Below are 26,743 nucleotides of genomic sequence, written 5' to 3' on the forward strand. Positions count from 1 at the left end.
GCAACATGATATTTCAAAAAAGAGAAAAAAGAAGAAACACCCAGAAGAAATGACGGTTGTCCTCAACGATAGGGCCATCGGAACGAAAGCTAGGTAAAGCAAAGGGAGCGGTAGCGGTAATATACTAACCGCGAAGAATGCCGAACCGAAAAGCACAGTCCCGTAGCTCAGCCTGGTTAGAGCACTACACTGATAATGTAGGGGTCTCCAGTTCAAATCTGGACGGGACTACTTTAATAATCCTGGGGGATTAGCTCAGCTGGCTAGAGCGCCTGCCTTGCACGCAGGAGGTCAACGGTTCGACTCCGTTATTCTCCACATCAAGAAAATACATCACCGGGATCGGTGGTCATCATTGACAGACTGAAAGAAAAAAGAAACGCCATGGGGCACATATATGGAAGGTATATGAAACGGTTCGAGACCGCGGTTTTTGACTAATAAGGAATAGGCTATAGGCTTGGTCCGGGGGACATTAAACCCTGAACCTTTATACCCTCAGCGCTGTACCTTAATAAAGTTCTTTGACATATTGGAAGAAGTTAAAAAAGAAGAGCAAACAACAATAGGCGACTGTTGTGTTTGTGCTCGCTTAAAGGAACCGCAAGGGACCGATAAGCATGAGACATCATAACAAGAGCAAAAAAAGCATACCATATGGCGCAAAAGGCATATGAGTAGAAGAAAGTAATAAAGAGTACACGGGGGATGCCTTGGCTCTCAGAGGCGATGAAGGACGTGATAAGCTGCGATAAGCTTCGGGTATTTGCAAATAGGAATTGATCCGAAGATTTCCGAATGGGGCAACCCGGCTGGTTGAAGACCAGTCACATATAATGAGCAAACCTGCCGAACTGAAACATCTAAGTAAGCAGAGGAAGAGAAAATAACAATGATTTCCTGAGTAGTGGCGAGCGAAAGGGAAAGAGCCCAAACCATCCATGTTACGGCATAGGTGGGGTTGTAGGACTGCAACGTGGCATTAGCAAACAGAAGTGGAATGGGATGGGAAGCCCAGCGATACACGGTGATAGCCCGGTACACGTATAGAATGCTAGTCTAGCAGTATCCTGAGTACCGCGAGGTCGGAGACGCCTTGTGGGAATCTGCCGGCACCATCCGGTAAGGCTAAATACTCCTGAGAGACCGATAGTGAACCAGTACCGTGAGGGAAAGGTGAAAAGAACCCCGAACAGGGGAGTGAAATAGAACCTGAAACCGTGTACTTACAAGCGGTCGGAGCATCCAAGTGGTGTGACGGCGTGCCTTTTGCATAATGAGCCTACGAGTTACTCCTCTCTGGCAAGGTTAAGTGCTTCAGGCACGGATCCGAAGCGAAAGCGAGTCTGAACAGGGCGTATAGTCAGAGGGGGTAGACGCGAAACCTTGTGATCTACCCATGGACAGGTTGAAGGTGCGGTAACACGTACTGGAGGACCGAACCGATAAACGTTGAAAAGTTTCCGGATGATCTGTGGGTAGGGGTGAAAGGCTAATCAAACTGGGAAATAGCTCGTACTCCCCGAAATGTTTTTAGGAACAGCGTGGATATTAAGTTTCATAGAGGTAGAGCTACTGATTGGGTGCGGGGGAGTCAAATCCTACCAAATCCAGACAAACTCCGAATGCTATGAAATATGATCTGCAGTGAGGCGCGGGGTGCTAAGGTCACGCGCCGAGAGGGAAAGAACCCAGACCATCAGCTAAGGTCCCCAAGTTACAGTTAAGTTGAACTAACGAGGTCCGATTGCACAGACAGCTAGGATGTTGGCTTGGAAGCAGCCATTCATTTAAAGAGTGCGTAACAGCTCACTAGTCGAGCGATCGGGCATGGATAATAAACGGGCATTAAATTGTACACCGAAGCTATGGGATTGAAATATATCGGTAGGGGAGCATTCTAGCGGCAGCGAAGGTATCTGGTAATGGGTGCTGGAGCTTCTAGAAAAGCAAATGTAGGCATAAGTAACGATAAGGCGGGAGAGAAACCCGCCCACCGAAAGGATAAGGTTTCCTGATCAACGCTAATCGGATCAGGGTCAGTCGGGACCTAAGGAGAACCCGAAGGGGAAATTCGATGGACAACTGGTTAATATTCCAGTACTTTTTATAACTGCGATGTGGGGACGGAGTAGTGACACTGCCGCGATCTGACGGAATAGATCGTTAAAGACAGTAGGTAATGGAACGGTAGGCAAATCCGCCGATCTAGCTGAAAGTCGATAGTACCGCAAGCCTTCGGGTGAGTGGATAGCGCAGGTAATCAGACTTCCAAGAAAAACCGCTAAGCTTCAGGTTATAAAAACCCGTACCGCAAACCGACACAGGTATCCGGGAAGAGGATTCTAAGGTGCTCGAGTGAATCATGGCTAAGGAACTCGGCAAAATGGCCCTGTAACTTCGGGAGAAGGGGCGCTGGCAGCAATGTCAGCCGCAGTGAAAAGGCCCAGGCGACTGTTTAACAAAAACACATGGCTTTGCAAAATCGAAAGATGAGGTATAAGGCCTGACACCTGCCCGGTGCTGGAAGGTTAAGAGGGGATGTCATCCGCAAGGAGAAGCATTGAATCGAAGCCCCAGTAAACGGCGGCCGTAACTATAACGGTCCTAAGGTAGCGAAATTCCTTGTCGGGTAAGTTCCGACCTGCACGAATGGTGTAACGATCTGGGCGCTGTCTCAGCCATGAGCTCGGTGAAATTGTGGTCCCGGTGAAGACGCCGGGTACCCGCAACGGGACGGAAAGACCCCATGCACCTTCACTACAATTTAACATTGACATTGGATACAGGATGTGTAGGATAGGTGGGAGGCTTTGAAGCGGCGTCGCTAGGCGTCGTGGAGCCAACGTTGAAATACCACCCTTTCTGTATTCGGTGTCTAATCCCGCTAAGCGGGAGACATTGTTTGATGGGTAGTTTGACTGGGGTGGTCGCCTCCAAAAAGGTAACGGAGGCTTTCAAAGGTAAGCTCAGTACGCTTGGTAACCGTACGCGGAGTGCAATAGCATAAGCTTGCTTGACTGTGAGACATACAGGTCGATCAGGGTCGAAAGACGGATATAGTGATCCGGTGGTTCTGCATGGAAGGGCCATCGCTCAAAGGATAAAAGGTACGCTGGGGATAACAGGCTGATCTCCCCCAAGAGCTCATATCGACGGGGAGGTTTGGCACCTCGATGTCGGCTCGTCACATCCTGGGGCTGGAGAAGGTCCCAAGGGTTCGGCTGTTCGCCGATTAAAGTGGCACGCGAGCTGGGTTCAGAACGTCGCGAGACAGTTCGGTCCCTATCTGTTGTGGGCGTAGGAATTTTGAGTGGGGCTGACCTTAGTACGAGAGGACCGGGTTGGACTAGCCTCTAGTGAATCTGTTGTTCCGCCAGGGGCATTGCAGAGTAGCTACGCTGGGAATAGATAAGCGCTGAAAGCATCTAAGTGCGAAACTAGCCACGAGATGAGAATTCCATATAGGACCGTAGAAGACTACTACGTTGATAGGCTACAGATGTAAAGCTGGCGACAGCACAGTCGAGTAGTACTAATCATCCGAAGCTTTCAAAGCAAACAGACTGTTGTTTGTTCTTCTAAGATAACTTCTTTCAATAATATGTCATTTAGGTTGTAGGTGATAAGCTGTGGGTGGTACGTTCAAAAACGTAAAACCCAATACTTAAAACTCAAGACTTATTTAAAAACATTTAGGTGCCTATATCGGTGGTGTCCACCTCTTCCCATTCCGAACAGAGAAGTTAAGCCCACCAGAGCCGATGGTACTGCGGTAACACGTGGGAGAGTAGGTCGGTGCCAAATCTTAAAGCCCAAAAGGGCATTAACGAGAACCCCATCAGCAACAGCTGATGGGGTTTCCTCGTTTAAGAGCCCCTCATAAGACTGACACTGTAGTAGGAAAGATATACCCTAAAAGATTGAGGGACACCGGGGCTGAAGGAGAATTGAAATACTATATTCGAATCTGTTAAAAAAAGCAAAATATATCTCCTCCAAGGCAATAAAACCGTATTATTGTAATACTATGTACACTTTATTTATCATGAATAACATATCCCATAAATTAATTTTATTCATTTTTTTTCACCTTTTGGCTACAAGTGTTTTCGGTCAATCTAAGAATGTACAACTTCCTACCAATTGGTACAATTTGGACTTGACTGAAAGTGGCTATTTTGGTATCAGTGCTGAAAAAGCATATAATGACTTATTAAAAGATAAAAAAGTTGAGCAAAATGTTATCGTTGCTGTTATTGACGGTGGGGTTGACACTAATCATCACGATTTAAAAAATGTTTTGTGGAGGAATAAAAAAGAAATTCCCAATAATGGTATTGATGATGACGGTAATGGATATGTTGATGATATTCATGGATGGAATTTTATAGGATCTAAAAATGGGAATTTGGAATTCGATAATTTAGAACTTGTAAGACTGCTAAGAATTTACACGCCAAAATATCAATCTACAACCAATCTTACCCCTTTAGATAGTGCGCAGAAAGAAGAATTTAATTTGTATAAAAAAATGGTTGGTGACTTCGGTAAAAAATATGAAGATGCCAGCAATACTTTTTCTGTTTTGTTGGCTATTAATAAGGTTTTGGATTCCGTATCAATATCAAATAATAAGAAAATTCCGTCATACGAAGACATCGAGAAATATAAAGCTAATGATGAAACGGAGGAACAAGTCAAGACGATTATCAGAAAAGGCTCAAAAGAAGACGGGAGTTTTGAAAAATTTTATAAAAGTATCAAAGAGGGATATAAGCAATATGACGCTATGCTTAAATATAATCTTAATCCCAAATACGATCTTAGAGCTGAATTAGTAGGAGATGACTATACTAATTCTCATCAAAAAAACTATGGCAATAGTGATGTAAAGGGGCCAGATGCCTTTCATGGAACGCATGTATCTGGAATTATTGGTGCCGATCGTTCAAATTCTTTGGGGATTATGGGGGTTGCAAATAATGTCAGTATTATGGCTGTTAGAGTAGTGCCTACTGGTGATGAGCGTGATAAAGATGTGGCTAATGGAATCAGGTATGCGGTAGATAATGGTGCCAGAGTAATTAACATGAGCTTCGGAAAAGCCTACAAATGGGACAAAAAAATTGTTGATGAAGCGGTTAAATATGCAGAAACCAAAGGGGTTTTGTTGGTACATGCTGCTGGGAATGATAACCAAAACAATGACGTTGAAGAAAATTTTCCCACTAAATATTTCGAGAGTAGGGAAGCTGAAGCTTATAAAGAAGTTCATAAAAAACCTGTTAAGCCGGATTTTGTACCCCTTCCAAAAACTAATCAAAGTAGTGGAATTGGAGGAATAGCACCTTCAATAGGGAGAACCCCTGAAGCTAAAAAAAATCCGTTAGATACCGCAAAATTTGCTCTCCCGCATGCCAATAATTGGATTGAAGTAGGCGCAAGCTCCTACAAAGATGATGAAAATTTAAAAGCAAGTTTTTCTAATTATGGAAAATATACTGTAGACGTTTTTGCTCCTGGATTTTTAATCAATTCTACTGTTCCTGAGGGGAAATATGAAGAGGCTGATGGAACGAGTATGGCTGCCCCAGTGGTGTCAGGTCTTGCCGCATTAATTCTCAGTTATTATCCGCAGTTAACTCCTACACAGGTACGGGAAATTATTATGAAATCGGTTTCGCCAGTGGTACACAAAGTCAAATATAAAGATAATAAGGGTGACAATGTCCGTGCTATGTTTAGCGAAATTTGCGTAAGTGGTGGAATAGTCAACGCTTACAACGCCTTAAAATTGGCAGAGACATATAAATAGTTTTAATCTGCTCTTTGCAATTCCATTTATCTATTCATTACCTATTGATATTTATGATAAACTGTTGAAAAGTACCGAACGGATAGCCTTTTGATTTTAGCCACTTGATAAAATCGTCCATTCTACTCATCATTTTATCGCCAGTGTTTTTACGAACATAAGCTGGGAAACCAAATCGTTCAAAGTCGTCAAGATCTGTAAATTCCCATGGGTGGAAGTAAATATTAAGGTATTTATCTTTTTTATAAGTCCAGCTGGCCAATTTCTTATAAAGACTTAAAGGTAAATTATGAAAGGAAAGCCAAAAAAGTGGAAACCTTAAAACTGGACTTACTGAAGCCGGAATTTGTAAAACATTCTCTTCGGTATAGAATGTTCTGGAGATATGGAAATTGTTGTACCGCCCAGGAAGGTAAGTAGGATTAATGGAAGTATTATATTGATATCCTGCTTTTTCGATTTCCTTTTCATCTACAGGCATCATTCGAGCCATGCGATAGCCTGTGATTTCAGCACCTGATAGTTCTTCCAATTTCAATTTTGATTGAAGCAAATGTTCCGGTTTGAAATCGGAATGGTAGTAACCATGGGAAGCTAACTCGTGGCCAGTTTCGATAATTCGTTTGATTAGATCTGGAATATTTTCTGCAAATGTTACTGTGCAAAAAAAGGTAGCTTTAACTTGATGTTTATCTAACAGATCCAGAATAGCAATTGTACCCTTTCTGGAAATGGCGATTTGATCGGCAAAAGATATATCTTTTCCGTATTCAAAGGGCATATCAAATTCTTCAATATCGAAACTTAAAAGCACCATTATTTATTGGGAATATTTGTTGAACGGATGATATAATTTGGGCGGTTTTTAGTTTGCATAAACATTTTACCCACATAGATGCCAATAATACCTAAAATGATCAGTTGCAAACCCCCAAAAAATACGATAGTCATGATCATTGATGCCCAGCCGGAAACCTCTACATTGTTTACAAATGCATAAATAACATAAGGAATATAGAGTACCGAAGCCAGTGACAAGATGAAGCCTAAATAGACGGCAGAATAAAGTGGTTTAATACTAAATGAGGTAACACCATGAAGTGCGAGGCGAAACATCTTTTTTATGGTGTATTTACTTTTTCCAGAAAAGCGTGCAGCCGGGTTATATTTTATGGCGTACTGTTTAAATCCCAGCCATTTTACCAGTCCACGCAGAAAAGGTTCGTTCTCCTGGAAATTTCTAAACACATTGACCACTTTTTGATCGAGCAGACGAAAATCTGCCGCTCCGGGTTCTAAATCGATATCTGATAGCCAGTTTAATGTTTTATAAAATAAACTCGACGAACTGCGTTTTCCTTTTGAAAGCGTCTTATCTTCCTCACGAATGGTATAGACAACTTCAAAACCTTCCTGCCATTTTTGTAGCATTTCTGGAATCAGTTCTGGCGGATGTTGCATATCACAATCCATAGAAATTACACAATCACCGAAAGCATGGTCCATCCCTGCTTTTACAGCGAGTTGATGGCCAAAATTTCTGGAGAATTCAAGGAAAAAAACATTATCGGAAGTTGATGCATAAGCTTTGATCTTTTCGAGCGTATGATCGGCGCTTCCATCGTCAACCAGTATGATTTCATAATGATAATCAATTGATGAGAAAACCTTTTTAATACTTTCTGCAATAACAAAAATATTATCAGCTTCGTTGTAAGCCGGTATCACTATGGAAACTAATTTTCTCATTTATCGGTAGTCAAATAAGATCCAAAATCTTCTTTCAGCATCTGGAAGATAATGGTTAGCCAGATGATTATACAAGGTAGGGCTTTGAGCGAATATAGACGAATAAATTCTTTTATCGCTCTCGGAAAAATGTCAGTAGGCGATAGGCTGGTAAGTATAAACGCAAAAATGAATAGGCCCACAACCCAATTGTTTTTTTGCTGAATAACGAACCAAATTGCGACACCAGCGAATGCAATGATGTAAGTCGGCGATTCGGAACCACTGCTAAAAATTACCGTAAATATTAATGTAGAAGCCAACAACATTAATCGAAAGGCTAAATGCTTAAACTGGCTAACGCGTAAATATGGTAAGCCGAAGAGTAATAATCCACCCAATAGAAATGGGGTGTTAGATAGTTCCACATTTCCACTAATTCTCCTTGCCATGCCCATTAGCGAGATATCCTGAAAAGACGTTAATGACGCATTTGTCGCATTTTTATGCACCAGTGAATTATACCAATCAGCATAAGATTGCACTACAAATGTTGGAGATGATAGAACCATCGGTAAGGCGAATAATATACAAAATGCGATAAGCCCAGCTATGATAAACTTAAGTTTGTTACGGGCAAAGAAAAAGAAAGCCAGACCTACTATCCCATATAATTTTATTAATGTGCCAATGGCGATCAGTAACGCAGATTTAACTTCTTTCTGTTTTATTAAGTAGGAGAAACTGAGGATGATGAGCCCAGTAAGTGCAATATTAAATTGAAAACTGAATAACGCCGTTAAAGTTTCGTGGGCACAAATCCACGCAATGATACTCCTTTTCCTTATTGAAATTGGCAGACTGAAAATTCCAAACAGTAGCACAGCAACATTTGCTACGTTCCATAAAATCATCCCCAAACCATCTGGCAATAATGCAAAAGGTGCTATAAATACTGAAAATATAGGGCCATAATGGTTACTATCGCCATACTCAGGGTAATTATTATAAAGGTTCTGTAAGTCTATCGTGTGGTAATAAACATATTTAAAAATGAGATAATTGTTATAAGAATGATGTTGATATTGCTTGAAGCCAGCAATAATGGCCAGGAGAATGTAAACGGCAATGATGCATTCCTTTTTTAATAGAAAGCTAAAGATTTTACGTGATTTTAGGTTATTTGAATCCACCATGGTAATTAACGGCCGAAGATAAGCATTTTTGATAAGTGCATTATTTCCCTAAAATAGCAAATGAGAAGTAAATTATTTCCAATTGCTAACTATCATCTGATCTCCCAGGTTGATTTTTCCTTCTCCTTTGTGGATAAGATTTTGACCGAACATAATCTTATTACCTTCTTTACGGTAGCTAGCTAAAGTCTTTAAGGGCTCGCCTCCCCTTATTCCTGTTTCTTGATCAACGGTAATTAAAATACATCGGGCACAAGGTTTAACGCATTGGAATTCAATTCCATTTAATGCGAATGTTTTAATGCGGTCTTCCATATGCGCCTCATCACCAGTAAAAACAAAGTTAGGGCGAAATCGATTCATGTTTATGGGTTCTTCAAGCTTTTGATTAAGATTATCCAGTGATGATTGTCCGATAAGCAGGTATGGATAGCCATCTGCAAAACTCACAATTTCACCCTGGGTAGCATAGTTTGGATCGACTTTTCTTTTTGCTTTTAAAGGCATCTTTACAAGTCTGACTTCCATTTCCATAAAATCAGTAAACCATTTGCTCACATTTTTACTCACTTCCACACCTACAGAAATATCATCCCAAATGCTAACCACAATTTCTGTAGCACTGACCTCAGCTATGGGAAACGAAATCTTTACGCCTGAATCATTTTTGTGAGAAACAATAATGTTTTCATTTTCAATTTCGACATTAAGTAAGGCTAATTGATGGTGTTTCCTTTGTGTAATAAAAGTTCCTTCATTATCAATAAGCATCCACCTTCTATCGTATTTCAAGCCGCGATCTTCCATAATAGCCTCCTTTAAACTCACGCCACCAAGAGACTTGATTGGGTAGACATAGATGCCAGAAATGTATAAGTCATTCATCCCATAAAGATAGAAAACAAAAAACCTTTTGCAGAGTAGGATAGATAATAAGCCCTGCTGATTGGTTTTTAATAACAAGTTCAGTTTAATAAATATCAAGCCGTGTAAGATTATGAAGCAAAATTGCGGTTTAAAACTTTAGTTAAGCTGTACTGTTGTTATAGCTTCATCTTGATATATTCTTAATGGCAAAACGCGGCTTGGTTTGGTTCAAAAATGATTTAAGGTTGCATGATAACGAAGCCTTGACAAAGGCAGCAGGAGAATGCGATGAATTAATATTTTGCTATTGTTTTGAAAAGTGCGATTTTGAAAAGCTGGAACTTGGATTTCGAAAAATAGATATAGTGAGATTCAAATTTTTGGAACAATCTATTTTGGATTTGGAAAAAAATCTTGAATCAAAAGGTGGGAAATTAGTCATTGGATCGGTGTCTGCACTAGAAACTTTGCCCATACTGGTAGAGGAGTATGGCATAACAGCTATTTATTCGGAAAAAGAATATGCTGATTATGAACTGAACCTGGTTAATCGCATCACTGAAGCTTTACCAGAGGTTCAATTTCATTTTTATTGGGGCAAAACGCTTTATCATATAGATGATATTCCCTTTACGATAGCTAAGATTCCACTTACCAGCAAAGCTTACCGAATTCCTGCGGGGAAAGAAGCTGATCCACGGGCAACTCTCGGCCTACCTGACAAGTTAAAATCAATCAAAAAAATTGTAAGTCATAAATGTCCTTCTTATAAAACTTTCGGATTTACTAAAAAAGAATATGACGGTGCAAAGCCTTTTGTTGAAGGTGGTGAAACGGCAGCTTTAAAAAGGTTGGAATATTATACTTTCCAATCCGAACTTTTAACAGGTTACCGCTGGAGTAGAAATAAATCGGACGGGCTAGATTACAGTTCGAAGTTTTCTCCTTATTTGGCATTAGGCTGTATTTCTGCCCGAGAAATTTATGAAAAGGTTAGAGATTACGAATCGAAGATCAAAAAAAATCAAAGTACCTGGTGGCTGATTTTTGAGCTGGTATGGAGAGATTATTTTACTTTCAAAGCCATGCGCTTCGGTAGCAAAATTTACAAAACAGAAGGTTATAAAAAGAAAAAATTAGAGTGGGAGAACGACCCATTAAAGTTTAGGAAATGGTGCGATGGTGAAACGGGAATTCCATTTATTGATGCGCATATGCGGCAATTAAACCAAACCGGATATATGAGTAATCGTGGACGGGTAAATTGTGCCAGTTATTTTGTACACGACTTAAAAATCGATTGGACCTGGGGGGCAGCCTATTTCGAATCGAAATTAATCGATTATGATGTCAGTTCTAATTGGATGAACTGGCATATGCAGGCATTCGAAATCTGGTACACTAACCCTGTGCACCAATCAAACAAATACAAGGCACAGGATTTTATACGCAAATGGATTCCCGCGCTTTCGGACAAAAACGATATCGAAGTTTTAATCCCCTGGCAATTTGAAATTTCAGAATATATAAAGCCAATTGAGGTTTACAAAAAGTGGGATAGGGCAATTGGCTTGATCGAAAAACTGTAAGTTTGAGGAAAGAATAATTTTGGAAGCAACCAGAAGTTAAAAACTGGATGTGTCTTTTAGTCAAATTCTATACAAAATGAACAAATTTCTATTTGCACTCGTTCTTGGTATCATTAGTTTTAAAGGCTTCGGACAGACCTCAAATCTATCGATTGAGAAATTTAAGAAACTTTATCCCGAGCAAACTAACGTATCTCCCTATCACAATTCCTGGACTCAAAAGCATTTTCCAAAACGGATTAAAGAGTTTATGGAGCAGCCGCTTGAATTTGGAGAAATTGTTTTCATTGGCAACAGCATTACAGAAGGCGGTGGTGATTGGAGCAGCAAGTTTGGTATCAAGCATATTCGTAACCGGGGTATTGCAGGCGATCTCTCAGATGGTGTGTTGCGACGTTTAGATGAGATAACTTATTTCAAACCAAAAGCTGTTTTTATCCTCATTGGGATTAACGATTTGTTTAATATTCACCAGTTGGAAGATAATCCTGCTTTGAAATATGCCAACACCGTTCCCTCTCCGGTTTTTGTAGCCAAAAACATATTGAAAATCACAAAGGAGATTCACCGCAAATCGCCCCATACCAAAATCTTTGTTCTAACGCTGCTGCCAACCAGAAGAGCCTTTCTCAAGAAGGATATTCTTATTCTGAACAGTCACATTAAGCAAAATGCAACCAAGGGTTTTTATCAGCTTGTTGATCTTTATTCTGTATTTTTAGATGGCAATGGCGATTTAGAGGAAGAGTTTACAAAAGATGGGGTGCACTTAAATGATAAGGGATATCAGAAATGGGTAGCTTTCGAAAAACCACTGCTAGAACAGCTTTAGTAACCACTCTATTGTTTTTTCATGCACAGCCTCGATGTTCTGTTGAGTTAAAGGCAAAGAAACGCGTGTATTCTATAACAGTATGATAGTTCGCGTTATCCAAAGAAAAAAAACGCATTTGAGGTAGAATGCTTTATCTCTAAAGGGGTTTTCTAAATTAGCCTAATCTTGTCCTAAAGTCAGTTGGCGTTTGTCCCAATAATTTTTTAACGTACCGTGTAAAGAAAGATTTGCTGCTGAAACGCATCTCCTCGGCAATCTCGGATATATTTAAGTGTCTATTTTGCAAAAGCAAAATGATTCTTTCTCTGGCATGGCTTTTTATCCAATCGGAAGCAGTGCGATCTGAATGGATTTTGCAAAGGTGGTTTAAGTATTTTGGTGTAATGTTTAACTCATTGGCATAAAATTGTACCTCTCTTTGGGTGAGGCAATGCTGTTGCAGTAACTGGATAAACTGTTCGTAGAGCGTTCCTGTTTGCAAACTATGACGCCGACGCTCATATTCGTTTGCAAAGCTATGCCACATCTCTAATATAAACAGACGCATCTGTAATTTGAGTGCTTCCTCGTAAAAGCGGTGATCGGTTTCCTGGAAACGCAGCAGGAGCCAGTTAAAGTTGTTTAATATTTTATCCTTCTCGGCTTTAGTATTAATATCTTTAACAGGGTGTACCCTGGAGTGGAGCTGTGCATTTATGCTCCATCCCTGATCGGGAACGTTATCGATCAGGAAATTTTTTTCTACGAGTAAAACCGTTGCCTTAAAACCTTTTGATACTTGGGATATTTTCCATCTGGATTCTGCAAACCAAAAGAGAAACTGGCCAGCTGCACAGCTCATTTGCTGATCGTTGAAAATAAAATTTAATTTTCCACTATGGCAATACAGGTGCACATGATATTTTTTTAAAAGCTTTTGAGTTGCATCATCCACGTTCCAAAGTGATAATGATACAACTCTTGGGGCAGGCGTTTGTGTCATTTTTATTATTTGCATTCTAAATTAAGTAATATTTGACATTAACGGCGCCATTAGTGGCATAAATCAGAAATAAAGTGGTCGGAAATTTGATGAACACAAAAGATGAAAAAGAAAAATCACTCGGTATTTGATGATTTAAGAAATGGGAAAACAATCACCTCATCCCATCCCGGTCGCGACGAACTTAGAAAATCATCCTACGCAACTATTGGCCTATTACAGCAAATGAATAGCAGCGCCGATCCGCTCTTAATTAATGAGTTTTTGGCTAAAATTACCGGTAAAAAGATAGATGAAACGGTAGCTGTGTTTCCGCCATTGTACATCAACAACGGAGAAAATTTAAGTATTGGGAAAAACGTTTTCATCAATTTCGACTGCACTTTCCTGACTTTAGGTGGAATCACAATTGAAGATCATGTACTCATAGGCCCGAAAGTAAGCTTGCTTTCTGAAGGACATCCACTGGCTGCTGCTGAAAGAGATTCACTCGTGCCAGGCAAAATCCATATTAAAAGAAATACCTGGATAGGTGCTAATGCCATCATTTTGCCGGGCGTAACTGTTGGCGAAAATGCTGTGGTTGCTGCTGGTGCAGTAGTATCAAAAAATGTTGATGACAATACCGTTGTTGGTGGGGTGCCGGCAAAGTTTATCAAAAAGATTAATGTAGTAGATAATGAAAAAGTTGATCATCCTAAGCTTGATAGCCAGCTTAAGTACGCTCCAGCTACAGGCGCAAGTAAAACCTGAAAAAACAGAAAACAAGATGAAAAGAGATATTCCAAAAATCAGCGATTTCCCAACGGGAGAAGAAAACACAGGCTTTGCCCAATATTTTACGGGTAAATCTTATCTCGCTCCATTAACCAGCGATAAAGGCCTTAACGTTCCCTTGGCCAATGTAACTTTCGAACCTGGCTGTAGAAATAACTGGCACAGCCATACCGGCGGGCAGTTGCTCATTGTGATCGGCGGCGAAGGCTTATATCAGGAGCGGGGGAAACCGGCGAGGCATTTGAAGGCGGGTAATATCGTTGAAATCGGGCCAAATGTTGAGCATTGGCATGGCGCCATATCCAAGAGTTGGTTTTCGCACCTTGCCACCAACGGTAGCCCGGCTTCCAACGAAAATAAATGGCTGGAGGCTGTTAGTGATGAAGATTATCAGGTTGCTAACAATCAAATTTTGAAATAATGAAAGTCATCAGCTGGAAAGTTGGATTGCTCCTTTTGCTATCCAATATCATGATTCCCAAAACGAAAGCACAAGAAATGGTAACATTAACTAAACAGGAAAAAAGCCTCGCTGGTATTTCTGCTACAACGGCAACAGGTAAGCTAGACTTGCTTAAAGTTCAACTCGTTGAGGGTTTGAACAATGGATTGACGGTCAATGAAATCAAAGAAACCCTGACGCAATTGTACGCTTACTGTGGTTTCCCACGAAGTTTAAATGCCATTAATACGTTTTCTGCCGTATTAACCGATCGCAAAGCGAACAAAATTAACGATGTTGAAGGAGAAAAAATTATCCCGAATACGGTAAAGAATAAGTATGAACAGGGCAGAAAGGTTTTAGAACAATTAACTCAAACACTGCAAACAAAGCCTGCACCTGGTTTTGGAGAGTTTGCGCCTCGTATCGATGCTTTTTTGAAAGAACATTTGTTTGCCGATATTTTTGCCAGTAAGGTGCTGGATTTTCGCCAGCGGGAACTGGTTACCATTAGCGCACTGGCCTCTATGGAGGGCGTAGAAAGCCAACTACAATCTCATATCAAAATGGGCAGAAGCACAGGAATTACAGTTGCGGAGCTAGAAGCACTGAGTGCTGTTGTTCAGCAGTTGGTAAGTACTACGCAGGCGAACATCTTGCTTAAGAATATAGATCAACCGACACTTGCAGTGATCAAGCCCGATATGATAGTCCGCATTTCTCAAATCGAAATATTTCCAGAAAATCTGGAGACCTACAATGCGATCTTAAAGGAAGAATCGGCAGCGTCAATAGCGAAAGAACCGGGAGTGATCGCCATTTTTCCAATGTTACAAAGGGAGCAGCCCTCACAAGTGAGGATTATAGAGATTTATGCCGACAAAGCTGCCTACGAACAGCATTTGCAGACTCCTCATTTTAAAGAATATAAAACATCTACTTTAAAAATGGTGAAAGCATTAAAATTGATTGATATGGAAAGCCTGGATCAGGAAATCATGAAGGCAATATTTAAAAAGTTGAAATAAACCTGCACTATTTTTTGAGATGCTAATAAAAAACTGAACCATATTTTGGCAACTTCATTGTTTTTTAAATAAAAAGCCTATGGACAGTGGTGTTCCTTAAATCTATTCCACAAACTGATTTCGCTGTTCTTAGATGACTATATATTTTTGATGGCGGCTTCGAAAAAGCACCTATTTTACTTTTGGTGCTAACCCGAATTCTAGTTAGCTGAAGTTAATAGAAGATAAACCTTTTAACATTACAAAATTTAAGAAATCAAATAGGATCACTTGCATAGAATGTGTTTCGGTTGAATGAATCAATTTTAATGTATGCCTTAACGATGCTATCGTTATCGTACTTTTCCGACTGTGCATGCACTGCACGCAAAATTGAGTTGGATACAGTATAAATTACTCCTTAGTGTTGACAATGAAGAAAAAGAGAATTTTATGTTGCTGAAACAAAAAAGAACAACTGGACGTCGCGACAACTGGAAAGGCAGGTTCATAGTAATCTTCATTAAAGATGTCTATTAGGCAATGACATCTTTCAATACAATAATCCAGTCCCTTAAAAACTCAACAAAAAACAGAGTTTTTATAAACTGCCTTGACTCAGGTAAGAACTTCCGTATATGTTACCCTGGATTTATGGTTCAATGACTATTTTATCCATCCTGATTTCAATACTTGTATTATTTCTCATGTGTTTTCTTTGGAACCCGGTGTCCTGATAGAAAATGGCAAACATATAATGGCAATGGTTCCTCGCTGATTTGCACCGGGTCCTATTGCAAAGGTTGCCAGCTTACCTGATTGCTGTTTGTTGATCATATCAATCCTCTCCTTAATCGAAACAAGTCCCATTGAGATTTCTTTAATCCCGCCAGTTACATTTTTATTTGCGGCATTCTCAATTCCCACACCGTTATCTTCTACGGTGATACAGATTTTATCTTCTTTTCTTTTAATTGTCACAGCGAGATGAGCTTCCGCTTTTGAATCGATAATCAGTCCGTGTAATATAGCATTTTCTATTAATGGCTGAATTAACATCGGCGGGAGGTACAAAGTTTTCAATTCAATGTTCTCCTCAACACTAAATGTGTAAGTAAAGGCATTATCATAGCGCATTGCTTCCAGTTCTGTATATAAGTTTAGCGCTTTCCATTCTTTATCGCCGGTTACTAAACTTTTGGTAGAATTTTCAAGGATTAATCTACTTAATGAGGCAAATTTTTGTATTAACCTGGAAGCTTTCCTTTTCTCATTGTCCATTACATAGGCCTCAATTGAATTGAGGACATTGAATATGAAATGTGGGTTCATTTGAGACCTGATGGCCTTTAGCTCGCTTTCAGATAATTGGTATTGGTGCTCTTGAAGTTCGTTCTTGAACTTTAACCGTCTAATCCGGTTAATGTTTAAAAAGTAAATCAACACTGACATTAAAATAACCAGCGCTAGAATCCCATATAACCACAATTGTTTTAATTCTAACTTATTTAATTTTTGTTGCTGTGAAAGTTCATTTACTTTGCTCGCCTGCAACTTCTCATTATTTCTCGCTATTAAAAGCTGTTTTTCTTTTTCATCAGATTGTAACTTTTCATTTTGTAGTTGAATGGCCTGAAGATCTCTAAACTGTAGGCCCTTCTGCAGTTCCGCGTAATTCAAAGCCAATTGTAGCTTTTGTTGTTTCAATTGCTCATCTGCTAGCAACTGATTTTGCTGATAGGAGAGTTCCTTTCTATCAAATTCGTACTGTATTCCCATCCGGGTAATTTCAGTTTTCTTTTTATTGCTACCAATGCTGTCTGCAAACTTAAAGAACTGTTTATGGTAAAACAATGAACTATCCGGAATTTTCAAGGCTTCATACACTTCACTTAATCCTAAACTTGCATCTCTTTTGATTTCATTAATATCTAGCTTTTTACCAACGTTTAATGCGTTATGGCCATATGATTTGGCTTGTTGATAATTGCCGCTTTTGTAATAGGCTGATGATACATTAATATAATTGAATCCAAGACTTCTCTCGTTATTTAATTTTTTGTTGAGTTCAATGGCTTTTAATCCATATGTCAGAGATAAATTTGGTTGCATCTGGTTAGCATAATATCCTGACAAATTACCGCTTTCTCTGGCAATGGCTCCTAAGTCTGCTATTGAATCCGCTAATTTTAAAGACAGTTTACTATATCTTATCGCCTCATTTAAATCATTCTTCTTAAAATGAACAGTGGCTATATTAGTGAGTGTATTAACCTGGTTAATATAGTTTTTGTGTTTTTTATGTATCAGATAAGATTTCTGATAATTATCCATGGCTTGCGTCACGTTGCCCATTTCATTATAGATAGTTCCAATATTTGAATTCGTAGCTGCTATATCAAGCTCATCTTTTATGGGGTCCAGTTTTGTTAATGCTGCTAAATAAGACCTTAATGCTTCCGGAAATTTAGATTGCGCCATGTAAATCAGGCCAATAGTAGATAGATCTTTCCCAACCCCGGTATTATTTTTAAGTGCGTTATCTATTTTCAATGCATTATTCAGTGATGCTAATGCTTCTGGAAACTTAGAAGTAAAATATTGCAATATAGCTTTGACCCTATAAGCATTTGCAACAATGTTTTTTTTAGTGATTTTATCCTGAAATGAAATGATTTCCTCAACGTGTTCGAAAGATTTACTTATATCAGTCCGCATCTTTATGACTGCTAAATCATATAAAACCAAAGCTCTTGCGTTGCCTTCATTTGAATGGACTTTTAATAAAATATCAAGAGAATCAATTTTTTTAGATTGTCCTAAAGCGGTATCAGGTCTTACCATCCAAAAAGTCAAAATAAATATATAGACCAGGGGTTTTTGCTTAAGATACATTCTTAAAAATTTATAGGGTTGTAGGAAATAGATTCGTCTATCTCTCTGTTTTTTATTGATTACCAACAAGATAAAAGGTTTTTTAAATATAAAAGTTCTTTTAGGAATATTTCTTCTTCTTCCCTAACCCTAAAGATGACTTCACTCATTATATAACCTATTTCACTCATCAGTAAAAAACGATATGGTTAGCGCTCATAAGTTTGGTTAAGCAAATCGAAATTCTTAAAAAATATATCATATGAAAAGCGACCTTCAAAACTTATTAAAGACCAGTATAGCTGTTTGTCTTTTAGTTATTTATAGCATTAATGCGGATGCTCAAGTGGGTAAAAAACTAACCAAAAAGCCGGCAGATCCTATGGAAGGCAAAGTCAAGCCAGTGATTACATCGCCCATGGCCGGTTCAACAGTAGATGGCCCTTTTGTATTGGTGGGTAAGGCTGAGCCCAATACAGCTATAAATATATATGTTACGCCAATATATAAATTACCAAAAAGCGCTAACGGAAAACCAGTTTTGGTTGTCAGTACCCCTCAGCATAAACAACAACATTTTAGTGCTAAGGCAGATGCCAATGGTGTGTGGCAAAGTCCGTTGATAGAAGTAAGGTTTGATAGTAAAACAACCGGCCGAAGGATATTTGCTTTTGTTGACCAGATATTTGGATCTTATACCTATCAGACTAAAAACATCGAATATTTGGCCTCGCCAAAATTAACCATGTTAATGGAAACCGTTAAGATGCCTGCAAGGTCACATCATTAGGAAAGGTAAGGAGATAGTCATTATTTATCTGAATTAATGAAGAGATGAAAAACATGTTCATAATTAAGCTATTAACGCTTTTGTTTAGCAGTGGTAGCCCAGCGCAAAATTTGCCCAAATGTATTGAAAAGCTCAACAGCAAAACAGATCTGACCACTAAAAGGTTCGAGCGGGTTCTAAAGCTTAGCGGCAATAGGACGGTCTATGAATTTTCCATCACGAGCAAACACCAATGCATCCATTGTGAAAGAGGGATAGTTTATTACGATGCGAACTGTAATACAGTAGCGTATTTTATGAACACCAGGGGGCCAAGCGGTTTTGTAGCAGACGGTTATGCAGTAGCAGATTTCGGTAAATCCGGTTTTCATAACGTTCGCTATGGTGAAAAGCAGGAACCGGTTGCAGCATGCATCACAAAAATTATGTCGAATCCGGATTCGTTAAAAAAGTCAGGCGTGAAAATAATCGTGCAGGTGCGTATCAAAGAAAAGATTCTTTACGGTATAGAGCATGAAACAGACCCAAAACTGGCCAACTGCAAGGATTGCGCCAGGGCCTTTTCATATTATAATCAAGATTGTAAACCTGAAGTAACATTTAGAGTTGGCGGAATAGCGGGTATAAAGGGCGAAAAGGGCTACACTTCGAGCGATTATGTGAACAGGCGTATCCTAAAAATATTGTGGAATGCCAACTAGTTTTTTTTTTGGTATAAACACTCAATAATTACCAATCTTAAAACCATCTACTAATGAAAACTTTAAAAAACATCCTGAAATATGGGATAATATTTTGCCTAGTACTATTTGCTTCCTGCAAGAAGGATGGAGTGGATGCGGATAATAAAGATGAAGGAGAAATTAATCTGGCAGACTATTGTATCATTGGCAGAAAACCTGCGCAACTCTCCAATGGCCAAACCTTACCAATACCTTACATTATTAACTTTGATGAATATGGAAAAGCATCACTATTGAGAGAAAGCGCTAAACCGTTTACTTTTAAAGACGGCAAAATCAGAATTGATGGCACAATGGTTTTTACTGTGCAAAACAAGGCGATTACTGCTTACGAAGATTTGTTCAAACGCTATCCATTTACCACTTACAATCTGCAAAAAAAGCCAGCTAAAAATCAACTGAATGGAACTTCCTATCAAGGAAATTGGACCAACATAGCGAAAACATTTTCGGTGTTTACTTTTCGCCCGGATAATTACGATGAAAAAGCTGGTGCAATTTATCCATTTTCCGGCAAGTACACTTTAATTGCAAACCTCGCAGCCAGAAGCAATACACCAGATGCAGCAGCCAACAATTACGCAGAGTATGATATCGTGTTAATTGATGGCAAATTGGAGGTCACCTGCAATAAGAAAAATCTGGTAGGTACTGGCTCAGAAATTTTCACTTACGGCATATTTACTAAAGTTCCATAAAAAATAAGTATCTGTTTGCTCATTTCACCATAGCCTCCACTCGTTAAAAAGCAGTGTTCAATCATCGTTAACAAATACCTTCCAGGTGCTTGTTAAGTTTGGGTAAGCAAATCAAAAATAACATAAAACCAAGAACCATGAAAAAATCATTAATCGTACCAATGTGTATCATCCTTACGGCACTTGCTTGTAAAAAGCATAAAACACCTGCAGAAGATCAAGAGGTGATTAAAGGTGATATCAAACAAATTGTGGAAACTGTAAATGGCATCACCTACAAAATCTTTACGGATAAAAATGCAACCGATTTCAAAGGGATTTTGGTTGTGGGCAGCGGTAACGACGAAAATAATCCTTCAGAAGGCCAAATCAACGGTGCAAGTGAAACTGCTTTGTGCGAAAAAGCCGCCGCTAACGGTTATGCAGCAGCAATTGTAAGATATCAAAAACCTCCAAATGGTGCTGACTGGAATAGCAGGGCCAAATTAATGGGCGAAGATTTCAATAAGGCCATTGTAGGTATTTCGGGAAAATACAGTATCGATAAAAACAAGTCGGTTGTGGGTGGTTTCTCTTATGCATCATTCATGCTGTTTTCAGATATATCTGTAAATACAACCCTTAGTTACACCAAAGGCGTTTTAGGCGCATGTGGCGGAAGCGGAGCCTGGAACGCACAAAATTTTAAAGTCCCAGTTTTTGCAATAAACTGTAGTGCTAATAACGAAGGAAACTTTAATGGAAAGGCGCTTTACGATCAAATTCCGGTTAGTTCTGCTGTTAAAGCTAAGAGTGAAGGGATAACAGACAATAATTGTAACAGCCATTGTGGTGGCGACTGGACCAAGCAAATGTATAACAAAATGGTGTTTTGGTTACAATAATGCGGATAATATAAATCGTTAAAAAGTAAGTCATGAAAAGCTTAAAATATATATTCACAAAAACACTCTTCATTTTTGCTGTATGGGCTGTGTTTGCTTCTTGCAAGAAAGATAAAGATGCCACTAAGGAGGATGTTTTCGATCCTACTCAGTATTACATTACAGGGGAGGGAGTAGATAGCTATAGCACATCATATGCTATCGTTTTAAAACCCAATGCCCTGGGCCATTTCAGTGCGCGTGGCGGAATCCAGAATGCCTCTTTTAATTATATATACGAAGGTGGTGCTTTAAAAGCTGAAAATATTGGTGTAGCCTTTACAATCGTAAACGGTGCGGTTACTTCCAGTAGCAACCCGAATTACAAATCTTACTATTTACAAAAAATACCAGATGCCGATGCTTTTTCGGGAAGGAACTTTAGAGGAACGGTAGCGACAAACGGTCTTGTTAATGGAAAAACGTGCTCAATAAAATTTACTGCAGCTAAAAAATTTACTGTAAGTATCGACGGGTTTGGCCAGACCGGTAATGGAGCCGACTACACCCTGCAAAATAACGGAGTAGCTACCGCGAATACGGGCAACGAGGGAAGGCTCCATCTGATGAGCATTGCCAATGGAAAGTTATATTATTCACAATATAATGCTGCCGGTAACACACATTATTACGGACTGCTCAAAGCAGAATAAACGTTTGAAGATCTCATGAACTTAGTTTTGAACAACAAAAAATCGCTATGAACACGCTAAAAATCAAATTGCTGTCAATATTGCTCTTAAGCTTTATGGCATGCAAAAAGGATAAAGTTACGCCAGATCCTATAGAAGAACCATTTGATATTACAAAATATGTTATCGTGGAAAAAGGACTTGGATTTACACGGAATGATCCGATCATCAATACATTTGATCCGCAGGGCAAAACTGCAATCCTGACAATAATTGGAGGTAGTATCCCAAACCATACCCACACTTATCAGGATGGTATTCTCAAAATCTTTTACGAAGGCACGCTTCGAAAGGAATTTAAAATAGAAAATAAAGCCATCGTATCAAGTTCAGCAAAATTAGCTAATTATACCTGCAAACTGGTTAAAATTCCAACCTCTGCTAATAACATGTTTAATGGAAATACCTATGCTGGAGGTTGGAGAACCGAAGGAAGCACACTGATTTTTGTGGCCAGCTTGAAATTTACAGATACGCATTACAGTGAGGCGTCAATTAACCTACCTATACCAAATAAAGAATATACCTTATTTAAAAATATAGCTGCTCAAAGTTATATAGATGGCATAGGAAGTATTTGGTTGCTAGATGATGGAAAACTAGAGGGAACCAGAATTAATGTCAACACTTTAAAGGAAAGCGTGGGCACATTTACTAAGCAATAATTTAAAAGAATTATCATGAAAATATTAAAAATACTACCAATGATATTTTTGCTATTAAGCTTTGTGGCATGTAAAAAGGATAAAGTTACGCTGGAGCCGGAAGAAGAGCTTTTTGACATCCGGCAATATGTTCTGGTAATAAAACAAACAAAAAGTAACGGTTGGGTAGATGATATCAGGTTAAGGACTTTCGAAGCGCAAGATAAATGTGTCATAATTACTGAAAGCGGGCCTATTGCCGATAATGGGTTTACCTATAGTTATGATAAAGGTATCTTGAAACTATTTTATGACGGAAGGCCTAATCACGAATTGATGATCGAAAATAACGCTATTAAAGCAACGACAGATAATGCAGCAGGCAGATCATATAAATTGATTAAAATACCCTCAGATAATCCATTTAATGGAAATATTTACTCAGGTGGATGGAAGTCCGAAGGAAGCTTGGTAACGGTTGTTGCCAGTTTAAAATTTACTGACACTCATTTTAGTGAGGCTTCCATCAATTTACCAGTACCAGATAAAACCTACGAGCTCATTAAAAATATAGCTGCTTATAAAAAAGATGTAACCAATAAGGTCCTCACACTTTGGGTACTATCAGACGGAAATTTGGAAGGGTATCGAACCTACTACGGCAATAATAATCCCAATAGATCAACGGGCACTTTCACTAAACAGTAATTTCAAACCATAATCATGAAAAACATATTGAGAATGCTACCAATATTATTGTTAACGATAATGGCGAGCTGTAAAAAGAAAGACCCTCGTCCAGAAGTCTTTGACATTACCAAACACGCCATTATTGGGAAATTAACTGGTGGCTACCCTTATATTCTAACATTAGAAGGAGCTGATAAAGCAACGCTTACCCATTACAGCGTCAGCAGTGGAAGCTATACTTACATCAATGGTGTCTTTAAGTTTAATTTCGATAATGAGCTTATAGGTTTTTTTGTGATCGAAAATGGTCAAATCAAAGCTTATAACGGACCAGTGATAATTAACACCTACGATTTGGTAAAAATACCTGTTACCAATCAATTTGATGGTAAAACATTTAAAGGGAATTGGAATGGGACAGGGCATTCAACACAAATTAAATTCACCGGAACCAAGTACACAGAAGTTACCAATAACCAGCAAAGTGAAGCTAATTATACGCTGATCAATAACCTCGCAGTTAAAAAACAGGAGGGCAACAGCATTACCTTATTTACGATAATGAACAATAGGCTTGAGGGAGGCCGCAGTACATATCCGGTTAATGTTTGGGGCACTTTTATGATGCAAGAAGGCTGACACATTTTTTATTTAACATTTCAAAATGAAAACATTAAAAATCACATCGGTGCTCTTACTGCTACTGAGCTTTATGGCATGCAAAAAAGATCATGAAAATAATGATGCAGAAGAAAATAACAGAGTTATAGCCGTCTACGCCGGCGCACAATTTTCTATGTTTATCAAAGCTGACCATAGTCTATGGGCAACTGGGAGGAATGATCATGGGCAATTGGCTGATGGCACGACAAAGGGGATAACCAGACCAAAAATGGTGATGAGTAACGTTTCTGCTGTAAGTTCCGGAGGTACACATACTATGATTTTAAAAACCGATAAAACACTTTGGGGAGTGGGCTATAATTCGGGCGGACAATTGGGTGATAATACCACTCAGCCTTCGGCAAGCCCAAAGCAAATTATGACGGATGTACGGGCGATAAGTACTTCGATTAACCAAACATTTGCAATAAAAACCGACGGCACACTTTGGGCTATGGGAGGCAACTATTATGGCGAGCTGGGAGATGGTACGAACCAAATGATTAAAACACCCAAACAAATTATGACAGATGTGCTGGCCGTAAGCACAGAGTATAATTACGCTTTAATTTTAAAAACAGACCATACCCTGTGGGCAACCGGCATTAACGAATATGGGAAGTTTGGCAATGGCAATACCACCAGTGCTAAAACACCCAAATTCATTATGTCTGGTGTAAGAGCCATAAATGCAACTATTGATGCCAGTCTGATTTTAAAGGATGACAATACACTTTGGGCGATTGGCGCTAATCCTACCGGTAAATTAGGTGACGGAACTTATGATAATATCAGTACCCAAAAACAAATGATGACAAATGTAGCTGCGATGAGTTCGATGGCGCACCATACCTTAATTCTAAAAACAGACAATACACTTTGGGCTACCGGAGATAACAGGGCCGGTCAGCTAGGTATAGGTGATATGCCCATGTTTAGCTCACCACAATTTGTAACTGATAATGTTGAAAGCATAGGTGCGGGAAGCGATCATTCGATAATTTTAAAAACTGATCATTCAGTTTGGCTTACCGGCTACAATGTTTACGGCCAGTTAGGAGATGAAGCAGATAAATTCAGATTCCTGTTCAAAGAACTTAAACTTTAACCTTACTATCATGAAAAAATTTATTTTATATATCGTTTTGATAAACTTAAGCTATCTGGGCTTTGCTCAAGAGTTAACGCCCCCACAGGTAAAGGACTATGTTAGTGGTAGTACAATTCAGGTGAGTTTTCCTTTTGGTATAAAGGGAGTTCCGTTTTCACAAACGCCGGGCAGTACATGGTATCCTAATTCGAGTATCGTGGCCGAGTTACTAATGACTTATTACATGGAGGGAGATGCCACGAAATACACCACTAAAACAGTCAAGTTCGTAAATCCTTCAGAAAAAGCAGGAAGCTGGACTATAACTGGTCTCGCCGTGGCACCATCACCTTATTCTAAACCAGGCAAAGGCATGGTGTACGAAAAAACTTCCTACCTGCTGTCTGTTTATCAGTCTTTTGGGGGTAAGCATTCAGCAATGTGGTATGCGAATATCAATCGTAGCGATGTGCAAATTCGTAAAATACCAGAGGAAAAATTAGGCCCGGTGGTTGTCCATCCAAAAGATAAAGTAATTCTTAATCCGCAGCCTATTCCGCCAAGGACGATTAAAAAAAAACTGATAGTAAATCCATAGCAAGTATAAAAGTATTTGAAAATTAATCTTGGTAGCGCTTCGCAACTGAACACCGCTTTACAATCGGGTTTATCATTTAGAGCCAGTGGTTCTTTTGTACATTCTGCCCAGTAGGTGCATAACTTTAGATCGCCCTTAATTCGTGGCCCCGATTGTCCAGGAAATCCTTTTTTTCCAAGCAACTTCAAATATTTACTGGGACGTGATGGATTTGTGATACAAAAGCAGATGCTTCATCATCAGTAAAAAACAAAAAAAGACTGCAGCAGCGGGAATAACTTAATCAAGACACAGGTACTGCGCTTCAATAAATTGTGCCAGCATAATCTTCATTCGCTAATCCATAACCTTGTTTACTCATTCAAATTACCCACTCACTCATTATCAAAAATTAGAAAGCATTAAAATCGTTTTTTTGGGACGGCAATTATATCCATAATCATGAAAAATTTAAGAATACTACCCCTGCTATTGCTGCTGAGTTTTATGGCATGTAAAAAAGAAAAAGTTGGGCCAGAAACCTTAGAAGAGCCGTTTGATATTACAGCGTATGTACTGGTAGAAAAAGGCTTAGGTGTTTCGGATAATGATCATGTCATTACCACCTTCGAATTACAAGGTAAAGCTATCTGGTACACCTCGTCTGGGTTTCTTTCGGGTCCTACCTATAGTTATAATGATGGTGTTTTAAGAATTTACCAGGGAGCCACTCTTCACAGTGAGTTCAAAATTGAAAATCAAAAAATCATCTCCTATTCTAATAAAAATCAGCCCTATAGTTGTCAGTTAATTAAAATACCAAAAGGAAATCAGCTAAATGGCAATACCTATTCTGGCAGCTGGAAAAATCGCGGAAGCCTACTGTTTCAAGCTTCAGCATTCAAATTTACAGACACGCATTTTGCCGAGGCTTCATTTGATTTGCCTGTTCCAAATAAACAGTACACATCGATTAAAAATATCGGTGCTTATAGCTACATCAATAATGTAAGCACGCTATTGATAATGATTGACGGAAAACTTTACGGAACAAGAAATTATGCTAACGGAGAATTGGCAACAGGCGAGTTCACGAAACAATAATTTTAAACTTAATC

General features: G+C 39.1%; 23 protein-coding genes, 2 tRNA genes and 2 rRNA genes. 21 read left to right on the top strand and 6 right to left on the bottom strand.

From position 1 onward, the window contains the following. Positions 1-156: 156 nt before the first annotated feature. The 5 genes from AC3ITD_RS00095 to AC3ITD_RS00115 all read left to right on the top strand — a co-directional run bounded on the left by AC3ITD_RS00095 (position 157) and on the right by AC3ITD_RS00115 (position 5,818). Positions 157-231: transfer RNA gene (locus AC3ITD_RS00095), tRNA-Ile, on the top strand. A gap of 13 nt (positions 232-244) precedes the next feature. After that, positions 245-318: transfer RNA gene (locus tag AC3ITD_RS00100), tRNA-Ala, on the top strand. Positions 319-681: 363 nt separating this feature from the next. Next, positions 682-3,558 (top strand): 23S ribosomal RNA (locus tag AC3ITD_RS00105). A 137-nt stretch (positions 3,559-3,695) separates the two neighbouring features. After that, positions 3,696-3,807: ribosomal RNA gene (gene rrf / locus AC3ITD_RS00110) — 5S ribosomal RNA — on the top strand. A gap of 241 nt (positions 3,808-4,048) precedes the next feature. Next, positions 4,049-5,818, top strand: coding sequence for a S8 family peptidase (locus tag AC3ITD_RS00115; RefSeq protein WP_489363033.1), 1,770 nt, complete (start codon positions 4,049-4,051; stop codon positions 5,816-5,818). Between the two features lie 37 nt (positions 5,819-5,855). On the opposite strand, the gene AC3ITD_RS00120 is transcribed toward AC3ITD_RS00115, so the two are convergent. From AC3ITD_RS00120 to AC3ITD_RS00135, 4 genes are all read right to left on the bottom strand, one after another. After that, entirely contained in the window at positions 5,856-6,635 is a 780-nt protein-coding gene (locus AC3ITD_RS00120; protein ID WP_489363034.1) for a polysaccharide deacetylase family protein, read from the bottom strand. Further along, positions 6,635-7,567 (bottom strand): glycosyltransferase family 2 protein, encoded by a 933-nt coding sequence (locus AC3ITD_RS00125; RefSeq protein WP_489363035.1) that lies wholly within the window; start codon positions 7,565-7,567, stop codon positions 6,635-6,637. The genes AC3ITD_RS00120 and AC3ITD_RS00125 overlap by 1 nt, the downstream gene beginning before the upstream one ends. Then, on the bottom strand, positions 7,564-8,742 hold the full coding sequence (locus tag AC3ITD_RS00130; protein ID WP_489363036.1) for a glycosyltransferase family 87 protein: 1,179 nt from the start codon (positions 8,740-8,742) through the stop codon (positions 7,564-7,566). The genes AC3ITD_RS00125 and AC3ITD_RS00130 overlap by 4 nt, the downstream gene beginning before the upstream one ends. A gap of 72 nt (positions 8,743-8,814) precedes the next feature. Then, on the bottom strand, positions 8,815-9,627 hold the full coding sequence (locus AC3ITD_RS00135) for an MOSC domain-containing protein (RefSeq protein WP_489363037.1): 813 nt from the start codon (positions 9,625-9,627) through the stop codon (positions 8,815-8,817). Positions 9,628-9,812: 185 nt separating this feature from the next. Between AC3ITD_RS00135 and AC3ITD_RS00140 the strand changes: the two genes are divergently transcribed. Beyond that, positions 9,813-11,198, top strand: coding sequence for a DASH family cryptochrome (locus tag AC3ITD_RS00140; protein WP_489363038.1), 1,386 nt, complete (start codon positions 9,813-9,815; stop codon positions 11,196-11,198). 76 nt (positions 11,199-11,274) lie between these two features. Further along, on the top strand, positions 11,275-12,030 hold the full coding sequence (locus tag AC3ITD_RS00145) for a GDSL-type esterase/lipase family protein (protein ID WP_265802020.1): 756 nt from the start codon (positions 11,275-11,277) through the stop codon (positions 12,028-12,030). A 157-nt stretch (positions 12,031-12,187) separates the two neighbouring features. Here the strand turns inward: AC3ITD_RS00145 and AC3ITD_RS00150 are convergent, their stop codons facing one another. Then, complete coding sequence (locus tag AC3ITD_RS00150) at positions 12,188-13,030, bottom strand: helix-turn-helix domain-containing protein (RefSeq protein ID WP_489363039.1); 843 nt, start codon at positions 13,028-13,030, stop codon at positions 12,188-12,190. 87 nt (positions 13,031-13,117) lie between these two features. Here AC3ITD_RS00150 and AC3ITD_RS00155 point away from each other — a divergent pair, with 87 nt between their 5' ends. Genes AC3ITD_RS00155 through AC3ITD_RS00165 form a run of 3 tightly spaced genes read left to right on the top strand, consistent with a single transcriptional unit; the run spans position 13,118 to position 15,262 of the window. Next, positions 13,118-13,768 (top strand): DapH/DapD/GlmU-related protein, encoded by a 651-nt coding sequence (locus AC3ITD_RS00155; RefSeq protein ID WP_489363040.1) that lies wholly within the window; start codon positions 13,118-13,120, stop codon positions 13,766-13,768. A 16-nt stretch (positions 13,769-13,784) separates the two neighbouring features. Then, positions 13,785-14,213, top strand: a complete 429-nt coding sequence (locus AC3ITD_RS00160; protein ID WP_489363041.1) for a cupin domain-containing protein — start codon at positions 13,785-13,787, stop codon at positions 14,211-14,213. Next, positions 14,213-15,262: a carboxymuconolactone decarboxylase family protein gene (locus AC3ITD_RS00165; RefSeq protein WP_489363042.1), complete on the top strand. Its 1,050-nt coding sequence runs from the start codon at positions 14,213-14,215 to the stop codon at positions 15,260-15,262. The genes AC3ITD_RS00160 and AC3ITD_RS00165 overlap by 1 nt, the downstream gene beginning before the upstream one ends. A 684-nt stretch (positions 15,263-15,946) precedes the next feature. On the opposite strand, the gene AC3ITD_RS00170 is transcribed toward AC3ITD_RS00165, so the two are convergent. Then, positions 15,947-18,085 carry a tetratricopeptide repeat-containing sensor histidine kinase gene (locus AC3ITD_RS00170; protein ID WP_489363043.1) on the bottom strand — a complete coding sequence of 713 codons (2,139 nt, stop codon included), beginning with the start codon at positions 18,083-18,085 and terminating at the stop codon, positions 15,947-15,949. Positions 18,086-18,377: 292 nt separating this feature from the next. On the opposite strand from AC3ITD_RS00170, the gene AC3ITD_RS00175 reads away from it, so the two are divergent. From AC3ITD_RS00175 to AC3ITD_RS00225, 11 genes are all read left to right on the top strand, one after another. Next, positions 18,378-18,905, top strand: coding sequence for a hypothetical protein (locus tag AC3ITD_RS00175; protein WP_489363044.1), 528 nt, complete (start codon positions 18,378-18,380; stop codon positions 18,903-18,905). A gap of 53 nt (positions 18,906-18,958) precedes the next feature. Next, positions 18,959-19,606, top strand: a complete 648-nt coding sequence (locus AC3ITD_RS00180; protein WP_489363045.1) for a hypothetical protein — start codon at positions 18,959-18,961, stop codon at positions 19,604-19,606. A 53-nt stretch (positions 19,607-19,659) separates the two neighbouring features. Further along, complete coding sequence (locus AC3ITD_RS00185) at positions 19,660-20,346, top strand: hypothetical protein (protein WP_489363046.1); 687 nt, start codon at positions 19,660-19,662, stop codon at positions 20,344-20,346. Positions 20,347-20,483: 137 nt separating this feature from the next. Then, positions 20,484-21,230, top strand: a complete 747-nt coding sequence (locus tag AC3ITD_RS00190) for a hypothetical protein (RefSeq protein WP_489363047.1) — start codon at positions 20,484-20,486, stop codon at positions 21,228-21,230. A gap of 32 nt (positions 21,231-21,262) precedes the next feature. Continuing rightward, positions 21,263-21,922: a hypothetical protein gene (locus AC3ITD_RS00195; protein ID WP_489363049.1), complete on the top strand. Its 660-nt coding sequence runs from the start codon at positions 21,263-21,265 to the stop codon at positions 21,920-21,922. Positions 21,923-21,969: 47 nt separating this feature from the next. Next, positions 21,970-22,626 (top strand): hypothetical protein, encoded by a 657-nt coding sequence (locus AC3ITD_RS00200; protein WP_489363051.1) that lies wholly within the window; start codon positions 21,970-21,972, stop codon positions 22,624-22,626. 15 nt (positions 22,627-22,641) lie between these two features. Beyond that, positions 22,642-23,313, top strand: coding sequence for a hypothetical protein (locus AC3ITD_RS00205; protein WP_489363053.1), 672 nt, complete (start codon positions 22,642-22,644; stop codon positions 23,311-23,313). 15 nt (positions 23,314-23,328) lie between these two features. Beyond that, the gene (locus tag AC3ITD_RS00210; RefSeq protein WP_489363055.1) at positions 23,329-23,934 is read left to right on the top strand and encodes a hypothetical protein; all 606 of its coding nucleotides are present in this window, start codon (positions 23,329-23,331) and stop codon (positions 23,932-23,934) included. A 25-nt stretch (positions 23,935-23,959) separates the two neighbouring features. After that, positions 23,960-25,066, top strand: a complete 1,107-nt coding sequence (locus tag AC3ITD_RS00215) for an RCC1 domain-containing protein (RefSeq protein WP_489363057.1) — start codon at positions 23,960-23,962, stop codon at positions 25,064-25,066. 10 nt (positions 25,067-25,076) lie between these two features. Further along, the gene (locus AC3ITD_RS00220; RefSeq protein ID WP_489363059.1) at positions 25,077-25,646 is read left to right on the top strand and encodes a hypothetical protein; all 570 of its coding nucleotides are present in this window, start codon (positions 25,077-25,079) and stop codon (positions 25,644-25,646) included. A gap of 441 nt (positions 25,647-26,087) precedes the next feature. Then, positions 26,088-26,729 carry a hypothetical protein gene (locus tag AC3ITD_RS00225; protein WP_489363061.1) on the top strand — a complete coding sequence of 214 codons (642 nt, stop codon included), beginning with the start codon at positions 26,088-26,090 and terminating at the stop codon, positions 26,727-26,729. Positions 26,730-26,743 lie beyond the last annotated feature (14 nt).

It is taken from the genome of Pedobacter sp. KH_004 (assembly GCF_057840755.1).